At 32.5% G+C, this 23,285-nt stretch carries 20 protein-coding genes; all 20 read left to right on the top strand.

The features are described from left to right. Nucleotides 1–73: 73 nt before the first annotated feature. Nucleotides 74–4,090, top strand: coding sequence for a hypothetical protein (locus NSQ89_RS17800; RefSeq protein WP_341132974.1), 4,017 nt, complete (start codon nucleotides 74–76; stop codon nucleotides 4,088–4,090). Next, nucleotides 4,087–4,383, top strand: a complete 297-nt coding sequence (locus NSQ89_RS17795) for an EscU/YscU/HrcU family type III secretion system export apparatus switch protein (protein ID WP_047944767.1) — start codon at nucleotides 4,087–4,089, stop codon at nucleotides 4,381–4,383. The genes NSQ89_RS17800 and NSQ89_RS17795 overlap by 4 nt, the downstream gene beginning before the upstream one ends. Nucleotides 4,384–4,439: 56 nt before the next feature. Then, nucleotides 4,440–4,871: a flagellar export chaperone FliS gene (gene fliS, locus NSQ89_RS17790; RefSeq protein WP_047944768.1), complete on the top strand. Its 432-nt coding sequence runs from the start codon at nucleotides 4,440–4,442 to the stop codon at nucleotides 4,869–4,871. Nucleotides 4,872–4,891: 20 nt separating this feature from the next. Beyond that, the gene (locus tag NSQ89_RS17785) at nucleotides 4,892–6,301 is read left to right on the top strand and encodes a flagellin N-terminal helical domain-containing protein (RefSeq protein ID WP_047944769.1); all 1,410 of its coding nucleotides are present in this window, start codon (nucleotides 4,892–4,894) and stop codon (nucleotides 6,299–6,301) included. A gap of 151 nt (nucleotides 6,302–6,452) precedes the next feature. Further along, nucleotides 6,453–6,890: a YaaR family protein gene (locus NSQ89_RS17780; RefSeq protein ID WP_047944770.1), complete on the top strand. Its 438-nt coding sequence runs from the start codon at nucleotides 6,453–6,455 to the stop codon at nucleotides 6,888–6,890. A 279-nt stretch (nucleotides 6,891–7,169) separates the two neighbouring features. Continuing rightward, a complete protein-coding gene (gene flgM / locus NSQ89_RS17775; protein ID WP_047944771.1) occupies nucleotides 7,170–7,424 on the top strand; it encodes a flagellar biosynthesis anti-sigma factor FlgM in 255 nt (84 codons plus the stop codon). A gap of 22 nt (nucleotides 7,425–7,446) precedes the next feature. Then, on the top strand, nucleotides 7,447–7,932 hold the full coding sequence (locus tag NSQ89_RS17770) for a flagellar protein FlgN (RefSeq protein ID WP_047944772.1): 486 nt from the start codon (nucleotides 7,447–7,449) through the stop codon (nucleotides 7,930–7,932). Nucleotides 7,933–7,943: 11 nt separating this feature from the next. After that, nucleotides 7,944–9,593: a flagellar hook-associated protein FlgK gene (gene flgK, locus NSQ89_RS17765; RefSeq protein WP_341132973.1), complete on the top strand. Its 1,650-nt coding sequence runs from the start codon at nucleotides 7,944–7,946 to the stop codon at nucleotides 9,591–9,593. Nucleotides 9,594–9,639: 46 nt separating this feature from the next. Then, on the top strand, nucleotides 9,640–10,785 hold the full coding sequence (gene flgL / locus NSQ89_RS17760; RefSeq protein WP_047944775.1) for a flagellar hook-associated protein FlgL: 1,146 nt from the start codon (nucleotides 9,640–9,642) through the stop codon (nucleotides 10,783–10,785). Between the two features lie 121 nt (nucleotides 10,786–10,906). After that, entirely contained in the window at nucleotides 10,907–11,356 is a 450-nt protein-coding gene (fliW, locus tag NSQ89_RS17755) for a flagellar assembly protein FliW (protein WP_341132972.1), read from the top strand. Further along, nucleotides 11,356–11,586 carry a carbon storage regulator CsrA gene (csrA, locus tag NSQ89_RS17750; protein ID WP_047944779.1) on the top strand — a complete coding sequence of 77 codons (231 nt, stop codon included), beginning with the start codon at nucleotides 11,356–11,358 and terminating at the stop codon, nucleotides 11,584–11,586. The genes fliW and csrA overlap by 1 nt, the downstream gene beginning before the upstream one ends. Before the next feature lie 150 nt (nucleotides 11,587–11,736). Beyond that, nucleotides 11,737–12,861, top strand: a complete 1,125-nt coding sequence (locus NSQ89_RS17745) for a flagellin N-terminal helical domain-containing protein (RefSeq protein WP_341132971.1) — start codon at nucleotides 11,737–11,739, stop codon at nucleotides 12,859–12,861. A gap of 155 nt (nucleotides 12,862–13,016) precedes the next feature. Then, a complete protein-coding gene (locus NSQ89_RS17740; RefSeq protein ID WP_095258480.1) occupies nucleotides 13,017–13,607 on the top strand; it encodes a hypothetical protein in 591 nt (196 codons plus the stop codon). Nucleotides 13,608–13,622: 15 nt separating this feature from the next. Beyond that, the gene (locus NSQ89_RS17735; RefSeq protein WP_341132970.1) at nucleotides 13,623–14,630 is read left to right on the top strand and encodes a UDP-N-acetylglucosamine 4,6-dehydratase family protein; all 1,008 of its coding nucleotides are present in this window, start codon (nucleotides 13,623–13,625) and stop codon (nucleotides 14,628–14,630) included. 54 nt (nucleotides 14,631–14,684) lie between these two features. Further along, nucleotides 14,685–17,516 carry a 6-hydroxymethylpterin diphosphokinase MptE-like protein gene (locus tag NSQ89_RS17730; protein WP_341132969.1) on the top strand — a complete coding sequence of 944 codons (2,832 nt, stop codon included), beginning with the start codon at nucleotides 14,685–14,687 and terminating at the stop codon, nucleotides 17,514–17,516. Between the two features lie 28 nt (nucleotides 17,517–17,544). Further along, complete coding sequence (locus tag NSQ89_RS17725; protein WP_341132968.1) at nucleotides 17,545–18,582, top strand: TylF/MycF/NovP-related O-methyltransferase; 1,038 nt, start codon at nucleotides 17,545–17,547, stop codon at nucleotides 18,580–18,582. A 67-nt stretch (nucleotides 18,583–18,649) separates the two neighbouring features. Then, nucleotides 18,650–20,074 (top strand): CDP-glycerol glycerophosphotransferase family protein, encoded by a 1,425-nt coding sequence (locus NSQ89_RS17720; protein WP_341132967.1) that lies wholly within the window; start codon nucleotides 18,650–18,652, stop codon nucleotides 20,072–20,074. Nucleotides 20,075–20,099: 25 nt separating this feature from the next. Further along, nucleotides 20,100–21,107 carry a glycosyltransferase gene (locus NSQ89_RS17715; protein WP_251688243.1) on the top strand — a complete coding sequence of 336 codons (1,008 nt, stop codon included), beginning with the start codon at nucleotides 20,100–20,102 and terminating at the stop codon, nucleotides 21,105–21,107. 34 nt (nucleotides 21,108–21,141) lie between these two features. After that, entirely contained in the window at nucleotides 21,142–22,590 is a 1,449-nt protein-coding gene (locus NSQ89_RS17710) for a CDP-glycerol glycerophosphotransferase family protein (protein ID WP_142300794.1), read from the top strand. Beyond that, nucleotides 22,574–23,266 carry a CDP-alcohol phosphatidyltransferase family protein gene (locus tag NSQ89_RS17705; RefSeq protein ID WP_341132966.1) on the top strand — a complete coding sequence of 231 codons (693 nt, stop codon included), beginning with the start codon at nucleotides 22,574–22,576 and terminating at the stop codon, nucleotides 23,264–23,266. Before NSQ89_RS17710 ends, NSQ89_RS17705 begins: the two co-directional genes overlap by 17 nt. Nucleotides 23,267–23,285 lie beyond the last annotated feature (19 nt).

Raw genomic sequence — 23,285 nt, 5'->3', positions numbered from 1 at the left:
TTTATTGAATAAATAAAGTTAGAAAGCATTGGGCCGATATAGTAAGAAGAATGTATTTTATGGGAGTGTTATTATGCAAATATCTAATAAAACCCAACTATCCAATGTAACAACCAATGAAAAACAATTAGAGCTTTTAAAAAATGAAACATATAATGCACAAATTAAATCTCGGATTTCAGAAAATGAAGCGGTTGTCCAAATTAAAGGAAAAGACTTTAATGTGAAATTTGAAGAAACGATTCCAAAGGAAAATCGAGTTTCTGTCCAAATTAGTGATATGGATGGTGGTGAAATAAAGGTTAAAACAATCACCACTACTGCTCCTGACTTACCATCAAATCCTTCATCAGAAAAAATGATAGAAGATATGAGCATTTCAGAAAAAAGTAAAAATGAATTAAGAATGGCAACGGCTATTTTAGGAAAAAAAACTACCATAAATAGAGATACATTAGTCCAGTTAAATACATTTTTAGAAAATGAAACAGGGACAATAGAAGAAAAATTAGTTTCATTACGTGCTCTGGCAAGCAAAAATCTGGAGATATCAGCAGTTAATTTGCGTTCTATCCATGCAGCAGTTAATGGAGAGCCGTTGAATGATATCATTACAAAAATAGCAAATGTAATTGATCCTAATTTTCAAAAAAATGTATCGAAAAATCAAGTAGAACATCATAATACAGTCTATGATTTAAAAAATGCAGCCAGTTCAAAACAAAATAATGATTTAAGTAAATTAATAAGTGAATTATCTTCTGCAATGGAAACGGAAGAGGATATTCAAAAGGGAATAGAGTTATTACGTACAAAATTAAACGAAAATCCACGGATATCGAAAGAGCATATAAAAAGTATTACACAAGCTATACAAGATTCTGAAAAACTACAATCAATAGCCAAAACAAAAATAATGGATGTATTGACAAATATAAAATTAGACGATTTACAAGAGGCTGCTACGGAATTGAATAAAGTGAAAGACCAAATAAAACAAGAGCCTAATCTACAAAAGGCAATCCAAACAGTAAAAGAAACAATTATCAACAATCCGAAAATGCCACCGGAAGTAGTAAAACAAGTAGAACAGGCAGTAAGAGAAGCGACAATAAGCCAGCGTTTAGGCCAAGAAAGTGCTGGCCGCGAGAAATTAGTACAAGCAGTCACAAAGGCCGAACAAGAAATTACGGCCCAACAATCCAAACCTGCAGCAACAGACCAAAGCAAAGCCGTACAAGACCAATTGACTCAAACGAAAGACCAAATAAAACAAGAGCCTAACCTACAAAAGGCAATCCAAACGGTAAAGGAAACAATTATCAACAATCCAAAAATGCCGCCGGAAGTAGTAAAACAGGTAGAACAGGCAGTAAGAGAAGCGACAATAAGCCAGCGTTTGGGCCAGGAAAGTGCGGGCAGAGAGAAGCTTGTGCAGGCATTGACTCGTGCCGAACAAGAAGTAACGGCTCAGCAATCTAAACCAATAGCAACAGATAAAGCAGTGCAAGATCAATTGACTCAAACGAAAGACCAAATAAAACAAGAGCCTAACCTACAAAAGGCAATCCAAACGGTAAAAGAAACGATTATCAACAATCCGAAAATGCCGCCGGAAGTAGTAAAACAAGTAGAACAGGCAGTAAGAGAAGCGACAATAAGCCAGCGTTTAGGCCAAGAAAATGCGGGCAGAGAGAAATTAGTGCAAGCACTGACTCGTGCCGAACAAGAAGTAACAGCCCAACAAGCCAAACCAATAGCAACAGACCAAGGCAAAGCCGTGCAAGACCAATTGACTCAAACGAAAGACCAAATAAAGCAAGAGCCTAATCTACAAAAAGCAATCCAAACGGTAAAGGAAACAATAATAAACAATCCAAAAATGCCGCCGGAAGTAGTAAAACAAGTAGAACAGGCAGTAAGAGAAGCGACAATAAGCCTCCGTTTAGGCCAAGAAAGTGCTGGGCGCGAGAAATTAGTACAAGCACTCACAAAAGCAGAACAAGAAGTAACAGCCCAACAAGCCAAACCAATAGCAACAGACCAAAGCAAAGCCGTGCAAGATCAATTAACTCAAACGAAAGACCAAATAAAACAAGAGCCTAATCTACAAAAGGCAATCCAAACAGTAAAGGAAACAATAATAAACAATCCAAAAATGCCGCCGGAAGTAGTAAAACAAGTTGAACAGGCGGTAAGAGAAGCGACAATAAGCCAGCGTTTAGGCCAAGAAAATGCGGGCAGAGAGAAATTAGTGCAAGCACTCACAAAAGCAGAACAAGACGTAACAGCCCAACAATCCAAACCAATAACAACAGACCAAAGCAAAGCCGTGCAGGATCAATTAACTCAAACGAAAGACCAAATAAAGCAAGAGCCTAATCTACAAAAAGCAATCGAAACGGTAAAAGAGTCGATTATTAACAATTCGAAAATGCCACAGGAAGTAGTAAAGCAAGTGGTACAGGTTATTAATCAAGCAGATCAATTAAATGCAGCAGCCAAAGAGCGTATAATAACTGCACTTAATCAGATTATCGATATGGATAATTTAAAAAGTCAAGTTCAACAAAATGAGAGCAATAGAGAAGCTGCTAAGACTAACACGACTCAATTACAGATGGAGAGTATCAAACAAGCTGCTAAACAAATACAAAAAGAGCCTATCCTAGAAAAGGCACTAAATGATTTAAAATCTGAGCTTAGTAAAAATGAAAACTTAAGTCCAGATAAAAAAGAAAAGATAGAAAAAGCAATTAATACTTCATTAGAGTTAAATAGTAAAGGCAGAGAGATGGCATCAAGACAAAACATTTCTAAAGCTTTACAGGAAGTAGAAACAGCAATACAACAAGAAAACAAAAATTATGGAGAAGATAGTTCTCTAAAACAAGTGGAGATGGAAGAAAAACGATGGGATAGTCAGTTGCAAGCCATGGGCATCTCTTCAAAGGATATATTGGTAACAAAAATATCACAAAAATTAGCAGAGGCAACACATGAGTTTAGAGATATAAAGAGAGAAATCTATCGGAATTTAGATAATGCGCAAAAATTAATGGAAAAGTATAAGGATTCAAGTATTCCGCAAGCATCCAAAATAATTGAAAGTACAATCGCTAAATTAGATCAAACAATTTTAAAAAGTGATTTAATGTTATATGCGGATATGCGTACCGAAAAACGATTACTCCAAGCGAGCTCTCAATTAGCAGAGGCAAAAAAATATCTCTCTAATGGAAATACTGCAAAAGCAACTGAAATTGTTTCAGAGGTGAAAAAGATGGTTGATAGTATTCAATATAAGCCGTCTGAACAAAAAATTGTCCACTATGTTTCAAAAAGTAGTGCGTTATTAGAAGAAGTATCTCCATTGAAAAGTTTGGTAAGACAATCTGAAGATATTGGAAGGAATTATATATTAGAAGGAGAAGAGCCTTCTTCGCGACAAATGTATGAAAAAATCCGCTCACTCGGTTTAAATCGAGAGAGTGATGTAGCCAATAAACTTGTTTCAAGTCATACACCAACCAAAGAACAAGAAGATAATCTAAAGACAACATTATTAAAATTGGCTAGCAGTGAAAATTTAGGTGATGAAACAGTAAGCAGGCAGGCGGAACAGGCACTAAACAATATTAACGGACAACAATTATTAAATAAGCAAGATTCATCTAGCCAATTGCAAAGTATGTTCTTTAATTTGCCCATGCTGTTAGGCGAGAAAAATGAGAACATACAAGTATTTATCAATTCAAAATCAAAAGGGGAACAAGTAGATTGGGAAAATTGCAATCTTTACTTTCTTTTAGAAACGAAGAAATTAGGAGATGTTGGAATTTTATTGAATGCAACAGATCGCAATCTATCCATCACCGTAAAAAATGATTCAGCAGATTTTGAAAAGAAAATGTCGCCACTATCTAAAATTGCGGTAGATCGTTTACAAGAGATTGGTTATCAAGTACAAAATATCCATTTTACGCATCTTACAAATCCTTCAGCTGATACAATAGAGAAAAAAGATAATAAAAGACTTGCCAGCGTTAATGATTTCATACAAGAGAAAGGAGTTAACTTACAAATATGAGCATGACAAGATATTATAATCAAAAAAATCGCTTTGAAAGAAATGGACCAGTTGCAGCAGTATTAAAATATGACGATAAAAGCACTGCCCCTTCTGTTGTTGCACAAGGGAAGGGAGCAGTTGCTCAACAAATAATAGAATTGGCCCAGAAAAATAATATCCATATGCAAGAAGACTCCTCTCTTGTTGCCAATCTATTAGATATGGACTTAGGAGATAGTATTCCTCCTCAATTATATTCCGTAATAGCAGAAATTCTTCTATTAATTGAAGAAATGAATAAAAAATATTAAAGAAATTAAAAGATGTTCCGATAAAAAAAACAGGAGCATTTTGGAGGTGGAAAATCATGGCTAACCTTATTTCAGAAGAAGTACTCTATCAAAAATCTCCACAAGAACTCACAGCATTATTATATGAAGCATGTCTAAATAATTTAGAAGAAGCAATTGAAAACATAGAAAATAAGGATTATATCCTCGCGAATGTAAAATTAAAGAAAGCTAATGACATTGTCTGGAGACTTGGCGCTGGGATTAACTATGAGGCAGGAATTATCGCCGATCAACTAGACATGTTATATAACTATATTGCAGGAAAACTTATTGATGCCAATTTAAAAAAAGATATATCCATTATCCAAGAAGTCAAAACGATAATAGAAGAACTACTTGCAGCTTGGTCTGTAAGCATGAAAGAAAAAACACCTAAGATAAATACTGGTCTTCGCCAAAAAACATTGGCATACGAAAAAAATATCATGACATATGATAAAAATTAAAACAAAAGGAGTATATTAAAATGAAAATTAATCACAATATTCAGGCACTAAATGCTTACCGTAATCTATATCAAAACCAATTCAATACTTCCAAAAACCTAGAAAGACTATCTTCTGGTTTAAGAATCAATCGTGCAGCCGATGATGCAGCAGGGCTTGCAATTTCAGAAAAAATGCGTTCACAAATTAAAGGTTTATCTATGGCAGAACGCAACTCACTTGATGGCGTTTCTTTAATGCAAGTAGCGGAAGGAGCAATGAACGAAGTACACTCCATGCTTCAACGTATGCGTGAATTATCAGTGCAAGCAGCAAATGACACAAATACAGATTCAGATCGTGAGTCTATTCAATTAGAAATTGATCAGTTATTAAAAGAGATTGATAGTGTTGCTGCTAAAACTGAATTTAATACGCGTAAGCTATTAGATGGTTCTAGTGCGGTAGATACACAATTCCTTGTAGGAGAACAGGATAAAACAAATTTAAAGCAGGTTCCGACAGTAGTAGATCCTACCTTAGCAACTGGCAAATATGAAGTGGCAGTTTCGGGAACTCCACAATTTGTTAATACGTTAAATCAGCCAGGTGCTGGAATCAGTTCCTCAGATGTTCTTACAATGGATTCAGACAGTGACTTAGCATTAGGAGAATACTCTGTTGTAGTTACAGGATATCAGGATGATGGAACAAAAAGAAGCGCCAATATTGAAATTTTTGATCCAAGCGGATTTTCTATTGGACAGCTTGCGGCAGTAGTTGGTGAAGATGGTGCAGAAGAGACAATTGGAACAGAAACTGGCAAGCAAATAAAGATAGATACAACACAAATCACTGGAAACGGTACAGCAAAAGTTCAAATAGAATCTAAAGTTACATTATCTGTATCTAAAGTAAATGAAGATGATTCTACAACGCCAATTACTTTCTCGAAAGAGCTCATTACAAGAAATGGAGAAGTAGAGCACGGCGGATTGAAGTTATCTTTTGGAGCAAATGTTAAAGAAGGCGAATCGCAATTTGATTTAACAAACAAAGCCCTAACATTCCAAATTGGTGCCAATACAAATCAGAATTTAAATATTGATATCCCGCAATTAAGCACAGTAAAACTTGGAATAAATGATTTAAGTATTCTTTCAAATGATAGTGCAAGCAAAGCAATTTTCAATATTGACCAAGCAATTAATCAGATTTCATCTATTCGTGCTAAGCTAGGTGCTACACAAAACCGTTTAGAGCATACAATTAGCAATCTGCAAGTAACAAATGAGAACTTAACATCTGCTGAATCACGTATCCGTGATACAGATATGGCTCAAGAAATGACCGAGTTTACAAAAAATAATATCTTGAATCAATCAGCGCAAGCGATGTTGGCTCAAGCAAATCAATTACCAAATGGAGTTTTACAGCTTCTACAATCGTAATTATTAAATCTAAGCTAGTCCTGGTAAAAGATGGACTAGCTTTCTTCTTTTGGTTTTATGATAATATAGAAGGAAAACAATAAACCTAATTACAATTTTTCATCTCTTGTAAATCTAAATATATTTATAATTATTAAAGGGAGGTATATATTTGGAAGTTCAGAGAGTTTCGAGGACAACTACGGATAAAATAAAAAGTAAAGATAATTTGCCAGCGGAAAGTATTTCTTTTCAAGAAGTTATTTCTAAAAATCGTCAGCAGGCTGTTTATGAAAAATTATCAAAATTAGTAGAAGAAATTGAGGGACAAGGGAAGAAATTATCGGAACATCGTACGGTAGATGATTTGCGTAGATATAAAAAAATGGTAAAAGATTTTATGGATGAAGCAGTTAACAATGCCTTGAAATTAGAAGAGCAAAGTGGTTTTAATCGCAGAGGAAGAACGAAAGTATACAAGATCGTTAAAGAAGTGGATAAAAAGTTGTTGGAATTAACCAATACCTTATTAGACAAAGAAAAAAACGGTTTAGATATATTACAATCAGTCGGAGAAATTCAAGGGCTTTTAATTAATATTTATACCTGAATAAGTATTTAGAACTATTGCGGCAAGTGAATTCTCTGGGATTCTATGCTGCTTTTTTATTATATCGGGATATTTACCTAAATAGAACATGAAATAAGAATAGGCTGGTTAGAATAGAAATAGGAATATCAGTCTAATTTTTATAAAAACAAGTTTTAGTCTTTAAAAGGAAAATTTTTGACCGATATAGAAGATAGAAGAACAAGAACTGAAAGATGATTATAGTTAAAATTCAATATATGAAACGGAAGGTCGAATTTTTTGTAGAGGAGTGTAAAAATGAAAATTAATAATTTTAATCCAGTAAATATGAACCCATATAAAAAACAAATGGAAAAAAATGCTGCTGCACAAAATATTAAAAAAGAAGATAAAGTGGAAATATCAAAAGCTGCGTTAGAACTGCAAGGTACACAAGATGAAGTTAGACTTGAAAAAATTCAGGAGCTAAAAAAACAAATTAGTGACGGAACATATCAAGTAGACTCAAAAGAAGTTGCCGAAAAAATTCTATCATTCTGGAAAAAGGGCTGAGGAAAGATAGGTGGAATTTCGGATGCAGATCGAAACGATTGAAGCTTCATTAAATGACATACTTTCCTTGCATGAAGATCTGTTGAAACTTTCTTTTGAAAAAAAAGACATACTTATTAAAGGGGATACAGATCAATTACGAGCAATAACAGGAAAAGAACAAAAGTTAATAAAAGCTATTCAAAAAAAGGATCAAGAATTGCAATGGAATTGTAATGGCTTTATAGGTAGTGAACAAAAGCAGACGACATTAGATGATGTTATAAAAACGGTTGACGATCAAACGAAAGATATATTAATGGAAATAAAACAGAAACTGGTAGAAGTGCTGGGGTTAATAAAAACGCAAAATGAGACAAATCAACAACTTATTAATCAATCTCTGCAATTTATTGAGGTCTCGCTTGACTTATTAAAACCCGATATAGACACCTATAATTACAATCGTTCAGAATCGAAAACATCTTATGAAAAAGAAAGATATTCGATATTTGAATCAAAGGTTTAGGAGGAGAATCAATGGTTTCAACCTTTATGGGCTTAGAAACTGCAAAGCGTGCTCTAACTACACAGCAATCGGCTATTGCTACAGCAGGGCATAATATTGCAAATGCTAATACATTAGGTTACACAAGACAAAGAGTAAGTTTAGCTGCTACACAAGGATATCCAGCAGTTGGTCAGAATAGTCCAGTGATGCCAGGTCATTTGGGGACTGGTGTTCAAGCTGATCAGATCGAACGGATAAGAGATAGCTTTGTAGATATGCAATATCGTAAAGAGTCTAGTAAATTGGGGTATTGGGATTCAAAGGCACAAATGCTATCACAAATGGAAAATGTTATGGATGAGTTATCTGGAACAGGAATTTCGAATAGTATGGATCAATTTTGGAATTCCTTACAGGATTTAGCGACAGAGCCAGAAAATGAAGGGGCAAGAAGAGTTGTTAGAGAACGCGGCTCTGCTCTTGTGGATACGTTTAAATATATGTATTCTTCATTAAAAGCAATTCAAAAAGATAACAGAAGTGAATTAGAAAATACGGAAGATAATATTAATAGTGTGTTAAAACAAATTAACCAATTGAATCAGCAAATAGGTGCTGTGGAGCCTAATGGTTATTTGCCTAACGATTTATACGATGAACGTGATAGATTGCTAGATTCTCTTTCTACCATGATGAATATTAAAGTAGAAGCTAAGTCAAGCGGCGGATTAGCTCGGGCAAGTGCTGAGGGATTATATGATGTATACATGGCAACGCCTGAAGGTGACATATTAACAGATTCAAATGGCCAGCCTATAAAACTTATAGATGCCTCAACAAAAACAGCAAATGGAATCCATATTCAATTTGATAGTAGAGATGAATTAGACAGTCCTGTTACCTCTATTAAATTTTTTAAACTGAATGATGATCCAACTGCTAAAAGCAAGTTTGACGGAATAGAAACAGATTCGGATGCGGATGCTGTAAATGGCCTGTACACTTTAAACGATTTCAAGGCCTTAAATAGTCAAGGTAAGCTGAAAGGCGTAATTGAGGGTTACGGTTACATGGAAGGTGGAGAAATAAAGGGCATATATAATTCTATGTTTGACGATTTAGATGAAATGGTCTATACGTTTGCAACTGCCTTTAATGAAGTTCACCGAAGCGGATATAGTTTAAATGAAATACAAGATGGAGTAGCAAAAGATATTGACTTCTTTAGTTTTACAGACAGTAATATAACAGCTGATAACCCGAAAGGTGCAGCTGCTAGTATTGTATTGTCTAAGGAAATTTTAGAGGATGTAGAGAATATAGCAGCTGCTACAGAAGCCTCTGCTGGAAATGGAACAAATGCACTAAACCTTGCGAAAGTAAAAGATTCTATTCTTGATTTTGGCGGAAATAAAACAAATGTCCAAGCCTTTTATCAAGGGATTATCGGTAAATTAGGGGAACAAGCTTCTGAAGCAAATAGGATGGAAAGAACTTCAGGAATATTAAGAGATTCTGTTGAACAAACAAGAATGTCTGTAAGTGGTGTATCAATTGATGAAGAGATGATTGACTTAATCAAATACCAGCAGGCATATAATTCAGCGGCAAGAATGATTACAATCGTGGATGAAATGCTTGATAAAGTTATTAATGGAATGGGTGTTGGAGGAAGATAAAAATTTCCATTTCCTAACTAATTAAAACTAGGAGTGTAATGGGCAAATGAGAGTAACACAATCAATGCTTACTAATAATAATTTGAAATACATTAGTAACAGCTATTCGGATTTACAAAGACTTTCTGATCAAATTACAACGGGAAAAAAAATAACAAAACCCTCTGATGATCCAGTTGTAGCCATGAAAGGGATGCGTTATCGTACACAAGTAGCGGAGATAAAACAATATCAGCGAAACCTTAATGAAGGATATAACTGGATGGAAAATGCTGATACCGCTCTAGATAGCGCGAATCAAATTTTACAAAAAATTAGAGAATTGACAGTACAAGCATCAAATGATACCTATGATGAAACAGCACGCAAGAATATCGTAAATGAAATTACAACATTACAAGAACAGCTGGTTACGTTGGCAGAAACAAAAGTAGGGGATAAGTATATTTTTAATGGCACTGATACAGCGTCTTCTCCAATGAATTTAAATCAAATAAATATGGAATTCGGTGGATTCCAGGCTGGCTTAGCAGACGGATCTATTAATCCTTCTGAATATGTAATAAATTATCAAGGGAATAATTACACCTATGATAGCACAGATAATATGTATAAAGATAAAAATGGATCTTCGATTAAAATCGATGAAAGTACGGGAGAAATCACGTATACCTATCAAGAAGAATTAGCATATAAAGATGGAGAAACAGTTGCTGTAGAAAAGAATTTAGATAGTGAAAGTATCGTTATTTCAAAAGATACTGCTGTTTCGACGAATTCAAATCGTGTGCTATTAGAAGTTTCGAAAGGTGTATCCATTCCTGTTAATGTCGTTTCAAATGAAGCTTTTTCATTAGATATGTTCGGCGGGATTGAGGCCATTAAGAAAATGATCTCGGATCCAGATGCAACAGGGAAGGAAATAACTAAATCATTAGATGCTATTGATGGATATATAAATAATGTGGTTTCTACACAATCCCAATTAGGAGCACAATTGAATCGTGCTGAAATGGTAGAGAGTAGATTGAAGCAGCAAGAAGTTGTTGCCAATAAAACCCTTTCTGAGAATGAAGATATGGATTTTGAAGAAGCGGTGATGGGCTACTTAACACAGCAAATGGTTCATAATGCAGCACTTCAAGTAGGAGCGCAAATTATTCAAAGATCATTAGTAGACTTCTTACGATAAGCTGTCCGATTGGATAGCTTTTTTCGTTTATAATAGAAGTAACTATAGATAGGATATCAAACGGAATTTTTCTTCTAGCAAATGCAAAGAATAAATTGAAAATAAGAATGGTGGTTATAAAGTGGAAATTAAAACGAAATTTCATGGGAATGTTGCTATAGAAAAAGATAAAATAATTCGATTTGAACAAGGATTACCTGGATTTGAAGAGGAAAAGGAATTTTATATATTACCTTTAGAAGGAGGAGCAGACCTTTTTGTACTTCAATCAGTAGCAACCCCCTCATCAGCTTTTGTAATGATTGATCCATTTTTGTATTTTAAAGAATACGCAGTAAAAATTCCCGAAGATGTGAAAGAGTTATTGAATATACAAGATACAAAGGAAGTAGTTATCTTTTCTCTATTAACTATTAAAGAAGAATTGAAAAGCATTACAGCTAATCTTCAAGGCCCTATTGTTATAAACGATAGATTGAAAAGAGGAAAACAAGTCATATTAGTAGATTCAGATTACCAAACAAAACATGAACTTTTTCTTTTTAAGGAACAAAAGGAGGGTTCTAAATAATGCTTGTATTAAAACGGAAAGTAAATCAATCGATAAAAATCGCAAATGATATTGAAATTACGATCCTTGCAATTGAAGGAGAGCAAATAAAAATCGGAATCGAGGCTCCCAAAAATATCGAAATACATAGAAAAGAGGTCTATGTAGCTATTCAAAATGAAAATAATGAAGCTGGAGATGCCTCCGTTGAGTTTATAAAAAATCTTACTAATCAAATTAGGAAAAAATAATTAGATTTTTATAGTTAATATACTAAACATAAATCATTGCCTGACGATATATTTAATAGAACGGCAATTCAAGAAGGCGGCCGACTACTTGAAATGACCGGCTAACCACATGGATGTGGAACTATTTATATTCAGGGAGGAAAACAAACAATGATTATCAATCATAACTTATCAGCGATGAATACATATCGCCAAATGGGTGCAAACCAAGCAAATGCTTCTAAATCTATGGAGAAATTATCTTCTGGTTTACGTATTAACCGTGCAGGAGACGACGCAGCTGGTCTAGCAATTTCTGAGAAAATGCGTGGACAAATCAGCGGTTTAAACCAAGCACAACGTAATGCTCAAGATGGTATCTCATTGATCCAAACAGCTGAAGGTGCTTTAAACGAAACGCATTCCATTCTACAACGTATGCGTGAACTTGCTACACAAGCAGCGAACGATACAAATACAGATCAAGACCGTCAAGAATTACAAAAAGAATTAAACCAATTAACTTCTGAAATTAACCGTATTGGTAACAACACTGAGTTTAACCAAAAGAAATTATTGAATGGTTCACAAAGCTTAAGCAGTGGTAATAGAGTTGCAACTGCTGGTAATACAGCTAGTGGAAATGGTTTACACTTACAAATTGGTGCAAACTCACAACAAAACTTTACTGTTGATATTTTTGATATGCGTGCAGAAGCACTTGGAATTGCTGGTACAGCTGGATCTACAGCTCAAATTGGTCAATCAGCTCAAGCTGGTCAAAAAAATGCATGGGTAACTGGCGGTGCAGCTGGAACTGAAGACTACAATTCAGCTAGTGGTGCAAAAGTTACAGGAGCAAACAAAGTACTAACAGAAAATGGAACTACTGTTGGTGCGGAGCTTGTTGCAAAATCTTCTGATGCTAAATTTGCTTCAGGTGCTGCAAATAAACTTACAGATGCTGGTAATGCTACTGGTGCTGAAGTTTATGCTTTAGATATCAGTGATCATAAAAAAGCTACTTCTGCAATTTCAACTATCGATGCAGCTATTAACCAAGTTTCTGCTGAACGTTCTAAACTTGGAGCATTCCAAAACCGTCTAGAGCATACAATCAGCAACTTAGGTAACTCTTCTGAGAACCTACAATCTGCTGAATCTCGTGTACGTGACGTAGACATGGCGAAAGAAATGATGGAAATGACTAAGTCTAACATCCTTTCTCAAGCATCTCAATCTATGCTTGCTCAAGCAAACCAACGTCCACAATCAGTATTACAATTATTAGGTTAATAATAATGGCAAATGACTACCGAGATTTCGGTAGTCATTTTTTGTCTTAATTTTTCTTCGATACCTTTCCTTCCATTATTTATCTTCTATTTCTTATTCAACTCTTTGAAATAATACCGATATAGTAAGTAGAATACGTTTTTGGGGGTTACTAAATGGAATTATATTTATCCGGTGAAATGCTTATTTATGAAAATAGTGTTGAAAATATAGATATGCTTATTCAAAAAATTAATGAGGACTTAGAAAAAAACAAATTATACTTTAGTCACTTAATTATTAATGGAAAAGAAGTTTATAGTGATTTTGAAGAACAAATTATGGAGCAAATCAATACAATTGAAAAAATAGAATTAGTAACAAAAACAATTGATGAATTTATTAACGATTTAACGGTATCATTAAACGAATATAGTAATCGTGCTATCCCAAGTATTAAACAGCTTACAGAGCAATTTTATCAAACCCCAACAGAAGAAGCATGGGGCATGCTTCAAGATTTATTGGAAGGCTTAAATTGGGTGTATAGTACGATAAAGAGTATTGGCAATACGGAGTTAAATGAGTATAAGGAAAATCTATTGAATATCGCTAATCATTTCGAAGTTGAATTGCCTAACCTGCTGGATGCAATTGAAAATTATGATTACATCTTAATTGGAGATATTATTTCTTATGAAATTCTTCCACAATTTGAATCAATTGGATCAGTCACTGAAAAGACATTTCAGGTTATAAATAAATAGAAAAGAGTTAATTAAATGGATAATAATCTATACTATCGTAAAAAGATTTTAATTATTGGCGGAACAGGGACAATTGGCAAACAGCTGCTGATTGAAATTCTTAAATGTGAGCCGGAAGTTGTTCGGATATTTAGCAGGGATGAGTATAAGCAATTTGAACTGCAGCAAGAGTTGGGAAGTATATCTAATATTAGGTATTTAATTGGTGATGTGAGAGATCAGCAGAGGCTGTTAATGGCAATGGAAGATATTGATTTTGTGTTTCATTTAGCAGCAATGAAACATGTACCTGCGTGCGAGTATAATCCTTTTGAAGCAGTGAAAACAAATGTCATCGGAACACAAAATGTCATTCAAGCTGCATTAGATGCTGGTGTAAAAAGAGTCTTGTTTACAAGTACAGATAAAGCGATTGCCCCTACTAATGCTTATGGAGCCACAAAATTGACGGCTGAAAGGCTTGTTTCTGCAGCCAACTATCAAAAGGGTCCTAAAAATACCATTTTTAGTTCGGTTCGATTCGGCAATGTAATGGGATCAAGGGGGTCAGTTATCCCGTTGTTTAAAAAGCAGATTTTGGAAAAAGGGTATATAACTATTACCAATAAAGAAATGCTTCGTTATATGATGACTCCATCTCAAGCCATTTCCCTTATCCTCGAAGCAAATGAAAAAGCAATTGGTGGAGAAGTTTTTGTATTAAAAATGCCAATAATTAAATTAGGTGATCTAGCTGAGATTATAATGGAAGAAATTTCGAATAAATTCGAATTAAACAATATAGTTGAAATAAAAGAAATCGGCTTAAGGCCAGGGGAAAAAATGTATGAAGAACTCATGACAGAAGATGAAATAAGAATTGCATATGAAACAAATAATATGTATATTATTCCTCCAACATATACCAAATACAAGGCAAATCATGATAGTTATCTAATGAAAGAAATACCTATTGTTTCAAAAGAAAAAGCAATAGAAAAAGAAATATTGAGAAATTGGATATTAAAGGAAATGATTCTCTGATTTGGTGAATGAAAAACTTTTTAATTAATAATTAATAATAAAGGATATGATAATTTGAAAAGCAAAAATTTATCTATTTTAAGAGAATACAATCCAAGTCTTTTCAATTTAATAAAAATAGATTCAATAGAAGAAGATGATACCAGTTATCAAGTAATTGAAACACGAACGGGTATGCCTACTATACAAGTAAATAAAGATGACCGTTCACGATTTCTTCATAGCAAATATGACCCGAAAAGTGAAGCGGAAAAATTTATTGAGCAGTTCCAAGAGAATATGGGTGATTATGACCATGTATTATTCTATGGTGTTGGCTTAGGTTATCATATTGAGGCTTTTACAAAGCGTAATCCCATGTTTAATTTCTCTATTTATGAGCCTAAAATCAATATATTTAAATTATATGCTGACCATGTAGAAATACCTTTATACAGAATAAAGAATATATTTGTCGAAACATCCAGAGAAGCGGGCCAAAATTTTTTAATAAAATTAACAGAAGAAATACAGGAAAGAATTTTATTAATTATTTTACCGAGTTATCAACAAATTTTTAAAGATGAATTTGCAGATTTTATGGAAGACTTTAAAATGGCGGTTGAATATAAAAAACAATCACTTTATATCGATACTAAATTTAGTACAAGGTGGACAATAAATAGTCTTTCAAATCTTTCTACAACGGTAAATTCTCCAAATATCTTAAATCAGGCATATAAAAAACTCTTTAAGCAAAAACCTTTAATTATTGTTTCAGCTGGTCCGTCTTTAGAAGAAGAATATGAAAATTTAAGATATATAAAACAACATAAACTAGCCTATATTTTTGCCGTTGGTTCCGCTAATAAAGCTCTAATTGCTCAAGATATCATACCAGATGCAGTAACTACTTATGATCCACAAGGCCATAACCATAATGTGTATTCAAGTATTATAGAAAAAGGGATTGAATCTATTCCCATGATATATGGTACGAGCGTGGGTTTTGAAACGTTAAATTTATATCGTGGCCCGAAGTTGCATATGTTTACAAGCCAAGATACAGTAAGTAAATATTATTTGCAAAATCAAAATGGAATGAACTTTGAATTTATCGAAGATGCTCCAACAATTGCTTCTGTGACATTCCAATTAGCAGCTAAGTTAGGATGTTCTCCAGTGGTATTCGTTGGTCAAAATTTAGCTTTCAGAAATAATCAATATTATTCTAAAGAAGTTGAGTACAAAGGTCTAGGCAGGTCTTTTCAATTACAAGAAACTGATCGAGCGAACACTATTATTGTAAAAGATGTATATGGAAGGGATATAGAATCCACTCCTTCTTTCATTAATATGCTGGAGAATATGGAGTACTATATTGCAAAATATAAAAATGTCGAGGTAATAAATACAACAAATGGTGGAGCTGCAATCGCAGGTACTGAATTTATACCATTAAAAGATTTCATTAAAAATAGACTGTGTTCTGCTGTGGTGCAAGAAAATTGGTTTCAAACTATACAAAATGAATATAGTGATGGACACTTATTGAAGTATATTAACAAAATGGAACAATCCATGGAGAATTTTCAAAAGTTATATAAGGAAATTTTAGTAGTTTTAAGTGAGATTGAAAATAAACTAGTGAAGAAAAACATTTCACAACTTCCAAAAAAATTCCAAAAATTTGATAAAATAATGAAAAAAATCATTATGAATGAGTGTTATGTTACTTATATTTATCCGATAAATCGTTCTCATTTTCAATCACTAAGCTTAAAAGCTGCAAATATAAGAAAACAAAGTAATGTTATAGAAAAAGCAAAAATTTTAATTGAGTCCTTTAGACCGTTTTTAGAGAGATGTAACGGAACAATTGAGCGGATTACTGAACTTATTTTAAGAGAACATTACCAGTTATATAAAAATATAAATCATAAGTGTTATAAATATTATGATGTATATAATGGGTGTTTTAGTTTTACAGGGCATGTAGAAAAGAGATATAGAAATAGTGGAATTTACTTATTTAAAGAAGAAATGAATACTGATTACTCCACAATAAAGTTTAGATTTACCGGTAAGTATCTGCGAATTATAGGTAGAAAAGTAACGGACAATAACAGTATACAAGTATTAATTGATGGAGAGGTTGTTAATAGCAATACTAAAAATAGTAGCGGAATTAAAGCTAGTGTTTTTGAGATTAATAATCTTGAAAACCAAGAGCATCAGGTTGAGATCCGTTTATTAGAGAGATCTATATTCTGGTTTTTAGGTGTAGAAGTGGAAGAAAACGAAAGAGTACTACATGTAAATGAAGTAACTACGATAGACGAACTAGAAATCGGTAAAAAAATTCGCTGCCACTATACTGCAACATATAATAGAATTGGAACATTTGATAATCTTGGAAAAGAAACAGTTGATTTTATTTCAAATGAGTCAATGGGAAATCCGAATGGAGATTTTTATTTTATTATGGTAGATGAAGATGGGGCCAATAAAAAATTAATTGCTGATCGAAATATACAAAACTATGTAAGTTTTAAAAGGCTGAAAGAAGGTCTGAATCAAAATGTTCATATTGATAATTTATTGAATACAAGAATTCGGTTGCCCCAAGTTACTAGAGATATTGATGAATGGGTTTTATATATCCAAAATTCAAATTTGAGTAATACTATCGTAGCCAATGATGAAACTGTCTGGAATCATGAAAGAAATGTAGATAAGTCATATGGTTTACATAGTTATATAGATGAGGAAGGTAAAGCAGCTGCATATAGCTATTATACAAACAACGAAATGAATATTATTAAAGAAAATACCCTTTTTAAAATTGATGAAAAAGATATTCAGAGACTATTGGGTTTTAGACCAGCGCTAATTATAAAAAAATAAAAGTATAATATGAAAGATGGTAATCCAATTGGAAAAAATCAAAGTGTTTATTTTCGGAACAGGATTGGGAGCCGAAAAAATCTTAAAGTATATCAACACAGATCAAGTATCAATTGAAGGATATATTGATAATAAAAAGTTAGTTGAAAAAGTGGAATATAATAATAAACAAATCATATCACCAAACGATTTAGGGCTATATGATTTTGACTTTATCATTATTGGAAGTTCTACTTACGCTGAAGAAATGCAAAATCAATTGCTGAAATTGGGAATTGATAATAAAAAAATAATCATCCCTTTGCGTCGAACAATGCAGCAAAAACAGTTTAGAGAATTTTATGTAAAAAAAAATCAAGAATATGAGAGATATAAAAAGGCCTTAAAACCTGAATATTTGCCTGAGATATTTAATGACTTTGGCCTATACTCCATAAATCAAGGTATTAGGGAAAGTCGAAAGATCAATTTAATGGAATATCCAGACTATGCCTTAAAGGGAAATGATTATGTTCGTTTATCTACTCTTGAATTATTATCACGTGAACTTGAATATAAGCAAGTAAAAGGAAGCATAGCTGAATTAGGAGTATATCAAGGCGACTTTACAAAAATTATTAGAGATCTATTTCCTCAAAAAAAATTCTATTTATTTGATACATTTGAAGGCTTTTCAGAAAAAGACATACATTTGGAAGAAATAAATAATTATTCTATAGCTAAAGCTGGAAGATTTGAGGATACTAATTTAGAAATTGTTTTGAAAAAAATTAAAAATCCAGACAATATTATTGTAAGAAAAGGCTACTTTCCTGAGACTACTATTGGATTAGAGGATGAATGCTTTGCCTTTGTCAGCATTGATGTAGATTTGTACCAGCCTACATTAGAAGGGCTAAAATATTTTTATAAGCGTTTATCAAAAGGTGGCTATATTTTAATTCATGACTATAATTTTGATAAATATAAGGGTGTAAAAAGTGCTGTGCGAGATTATTGTGAAAATGAAAACATCAGTTATACTCCAATTAGTGATTATTTTGGAAGTGTTTTAATTACGAAATAGTTGCTTGAATAAGTCATATCCTTAAAATAAATACGTTAAACGTTATATTAATAGTGAAGGTGTATGTATGAAACTTAATATTATTATTTTTGGAACTGGTAGTAGTTCAGAGAAGCTCTTGGAGATTCTTGATTTTGCTAAAGTGAATATTATTGGCTTTAGTGATAATAACGAAAGTAAGCATAATTTGACCTTTCGAAACCATGTTGTTTTCTCAGCTAGTGAAATAGTAAAGCGAAATTTTGATTATGTCGTTATTGCAAGTCAATTCTCAAGCGAGATATATAGCCAATTATTAGATATGGGAATCCATCATAAAAAAATAGTTCCAATGGATATAGCTGTCCATCATTATAATATGACTAAAAACTATAATGAAATCTTAAAGTCTATTACTCTCGATAACAAACCTAATGGTCGAAAAATAAAAATAGGCATTATAAATTACAATTATTCAAATTATAATGGATATGCTTTATATAAGTATATGCCTATAGAATTTAAGGGGAAATACGATGTATCTTTAATTGAAGAAAAAAATGTGGGAGAGCTTATGGACTTTGATGTTTTGTGCTCTTCTCACTTTGATGGTTTGTATGATGGAAGTCATATAAATATTGAAATGTGGCATGGGTTTCCTCTGAAAAAAATGGGATATCTTCAGGAAAGTGGAGTAACAGAAGACTTAATTAATCATATAAAGCAACGATCAGACCAAATTCAATTAATTATGTCTTATTCCCAACTTTATAGTACCTTTTTTAATAGTTGTTTTCCAACTAATTCTAACAAATATAAGATAACTGGGATGCCGCGAAATGATTTGCTTTTTGAAAAAAACAGTTTGGGAAAATTGGAAAAAGTAGTAGAGCAGAATTTAGACTTTGCTAATATAGTTTTCTATTTGCCAACATGGCGGAAAGGTAAAAATTCACAAGTTGAAACTAATAAAGAATGGAAAAAGCTAATAGGGTTTAAAGATGAAAGTAAAAAGAAACTAATTAAAATGTTAGAAGAAAAAAATCTCTTTCTAATAGTTAAACTACACCCTTATGAGTATAACCAATTTAAAGATTTAGAGATTTTTAAAGAAAAAAGGATATTTCTACTTTCAGAAGATATATTGAAGATGAATAAAATACATCTATATGAATTATTAGGCTGTGGAAAACTATTAATTACAGATTATTCATCCATATTTTTTGACACTTTACTAATTGATTTACCAGTAATTTTTGCACCAACAGATTTGGATGAATATACAGAAAATAGAGGATTCATGTTAGAGCCTTATCAATATTTTACTCCTGGTCCTACAGTTAATAGTTTTGAAGAGCTTAAGAGTAATATTTATTCCTTAATAGATGGTATTGATCCATATATTGATCATAGAGAGAGAATAAGGAATTTAGTGTTTAAGTTTTTGGATAATAAAGCTAGTCAGCGAGTATGGGATAGTATTGATGAATACTTAATGGCAAAAAGCCTTTGAATCTATAAAAAGAGGGTGAAGCTAATTGGTACAATTAACAGCTCTTATGTCAGTATATAATGGTGCAAAACATATCAAAGAGACAATTGATAGTGTTTTAAACCAGTCTTTTACCGATTTTGAATTTATTGTTGTGGATGATGGCTCCAATGATGGAACAGTTGATATCCTCAAAAGTTATAAGGATAATCGGATGAAAGTTTTCTTTCTGGAAAAAAACGTTGGTATACCAAAAGCGTTGAATTTTGGTATTGATAAAAGTATCGGAGATTATGTAGTGAAAATTGATGCCGATGATGTTCAGCATCCAGAAAGATTTGAAAAGCAGTTATCTTTTATGTTAACTACTCCAAAAATGACCCTATCTAAAACTCTTTGTGAGTACTTCCCAGATACTTTGGAAATAGAAAAAAGTCAAAGATACAAGACATTTAAAAAATATATAGAACCATATAAAAATTCAACTTTAAATGAAGAACAAATAGCTGAAAGATTAAAGTGGTTTTGTTGTATATCTCATACAACAATGATGATTAAATTGGAGGTATTAAAAAAGTATCGTTATCGTAATCTTCCATTGTTTGAGGATTATGATTTATTTTATCGACTTAATGAGGACAAGTTGTTAATGGGAAGTTTAAATGAATTTTTAGTTAAAATAAGAGTATCTTTAAATTCTACCACTGTCCGAAAAAAATACACATTAGATGAATGTGCGTTTTTAATCAAAGAAAAGCAATTAAATCGATTTAAAAATAATCAGTCAATCTATATTTGGGGATCTGGAGAATTTGGAAAGTCAGTAAATGAGGTATTAGTTAAGCGAGGTTGGCATTTACGGGGGTATATTGATTCGAACCCTGAATTACAAGGGAAGCTTATTGATGGCATGGAAGTGTATTCACCCGATATTATCGATAATAAAAAAATTAATAAAGTAATAGTTGCTTCTCAGCCAGGAATGTTTCAAATTATTGATTATCTTCAACAATTTGATTATCAATCAGAAGTGGACTTCATGGTATATAGATAAGAATATTATAAATACAAAAGGAAGAGATTATATTTTGAAACAAATAGGAATAGCTTGCACAAACATTTTCCATTATATACATCTTAAACGGATTGCTATAGAGCTTAGGAAAAATGAAATGGAAGTAATGTTTATCATTTATACACCTAGACACGTAAATGGTCGATTTGAAAAGCTGGAAGAGTACTTTCAGAATAATGACATAAATTATTGTAGCTTTGAAGAGGTGTTTGGTAATCAAATTTCATTCGATATGATTATTGCCCCATATTTTTTACCAGGATTTCAATTATTGGATAATAAGATAATAAAAGTTAGATGTCTTTATGGTTATGCTAAGGACCGTTGGAATTATGCTGAATGGAATAAAGGATTTGATCTGATTTTAAGTTATGGACCCTATGCTGAAAAAAGATTATCAAAATTCAGCAAAGTTATAAACATAGGTCATCCAAGAAATAGAGTAAATTATAAACAAGAAATCTTGGATATCCAGGGTAAGTTATTTAGTCGAAAACTAGTAAAAAAGCCTGTTGTGGTCTATTGTCCTACATGGGCAGATTTATCATCTTTAAACCTTTTTAGTACCTCGCTTGAGAAACTAAAAGAAAATTATACAGTTTTAATAAAATTGCACCATGGTAATGTGCTTTCCGATAATAAGATAAAAATGGATGAATTTCTAAAGTCAGAAGATGTCTTTATATTTGATGAACAGTATGACCTTTTTGATTTGTTGAGTCAATGTGATGCTGTAATCAGTGATCATAGTGGAGCAATTTTTGATGCAATGCTTTTTAAGAAGCCTATAGTATTGTTAGACCCTTATCAAAATAAGGTGAATACTGGATTTACCAATTTGCAAAATATGAAAAATATAGCGGTATACACAAAAGAAAAAGAGGATGAAAGTAACTTAGAAAGTCTTGATATAAAGGTCAGAAACATACTTCCTCATACACAAGATATAAATAGATTACAAGATTTGATAGAAACTTCTATGAAAAATGAAGAAGTTCCTTATTCTGGTCTTTTAAAAGAATTATATAGCTTCAATGATAGTAAAGCTCCTAAAAGAGCGGTAAATGCATTGAAAGAGATATTGGCTTCTACTGAAATACAATCGAAGGATGCTAAAGATTTTCATATATTAGATGATGAAAAGATTGATCATTTTATTCTTCGCAATAAAAATGATCATTTAACAATTTGGGGAGCTGGAGAAATTGGACAGGTTCTGTATTCTTGGATCACAGCAAAAGGCTTCAATATTTCTAGCATTTATGATTCAGATATAAATAAACACGGGAAATTGGTGCAGAACACTGAGGTCATTCCTCCGCAAGTAAAAGGAAAGATATTAATAACTGTTGCGAGTCATCAAAAAGAAATAATCTCTTTTTTAGAAAACGCTGGTTTAAGAAGTGGAGAAGATTTTATTTCAGTATTTCGGAGTGTAAATAGTAATGAAAATAGTCAGTAATTACAGGACGTTTAGATCTCGGTATGTAGTTCAGAAAAGAAGACCAGAAGAATATTTTTTTAATAAATACTACGCTCATTTAATTGATCCATTCTTTACAAAGCTTGTATATGATTTGCGGTTAAAACCAAATACTGTGACGATTATATCGGGCCTTTTAGGTGTTGGATCAGGAATATCAATGATGTTCCAACACTTAATATTGGCCGGTATACTATTGCAGTTACACCACATTATTGACGGAGCTGATGGGAATTTAGCACGATTAACTAACCAATGTACAGTATTTGGAGCAAAATTAGATGCATATACAGATCGGCTTGTAAGAGCTGTTGTTTTAATTGGAATTATTCTAGCAACAAATGAACCTATGTGGATAGATGGATTATTAATTTTGACATTTATTATTGATCATCTAGCAGTTCAAACCTATATATTGCCATTTATTAGAAAATACGGAGTAATTCGGTCGAAATGGAAACAGTGGTTTTTAACTAGAGGGGTTATCCCTTCCTTTGATATATTTACTATTTATTTTTTGATTTCTTTGTTTGCGATAATGAATGAATTAGATATACTTATCTATCTATTAATAATTTTGAAGAATATAGATTGGATTTACAGAGTATGGGAGTGTGTAAAAACTTCCATAATTTATAGAAGGAAAAAACTTTAAGAAATTAAATTTAGGAATG

Origin of the sequence: Niallia sp. FSL R7-0648, from assembly GCF_038007005.1 — a bacterium.
GTDB lineage: Bacteria > Bacillota > Bacilli > Bacillales > Cytobacillaceae > Niallia > Niallia circulans.
The sequence above is the reverse complement of the archived record's forward strand: the minus strand, read 5'-3'. Positions and strand labels throughout refer to the sequence as shown.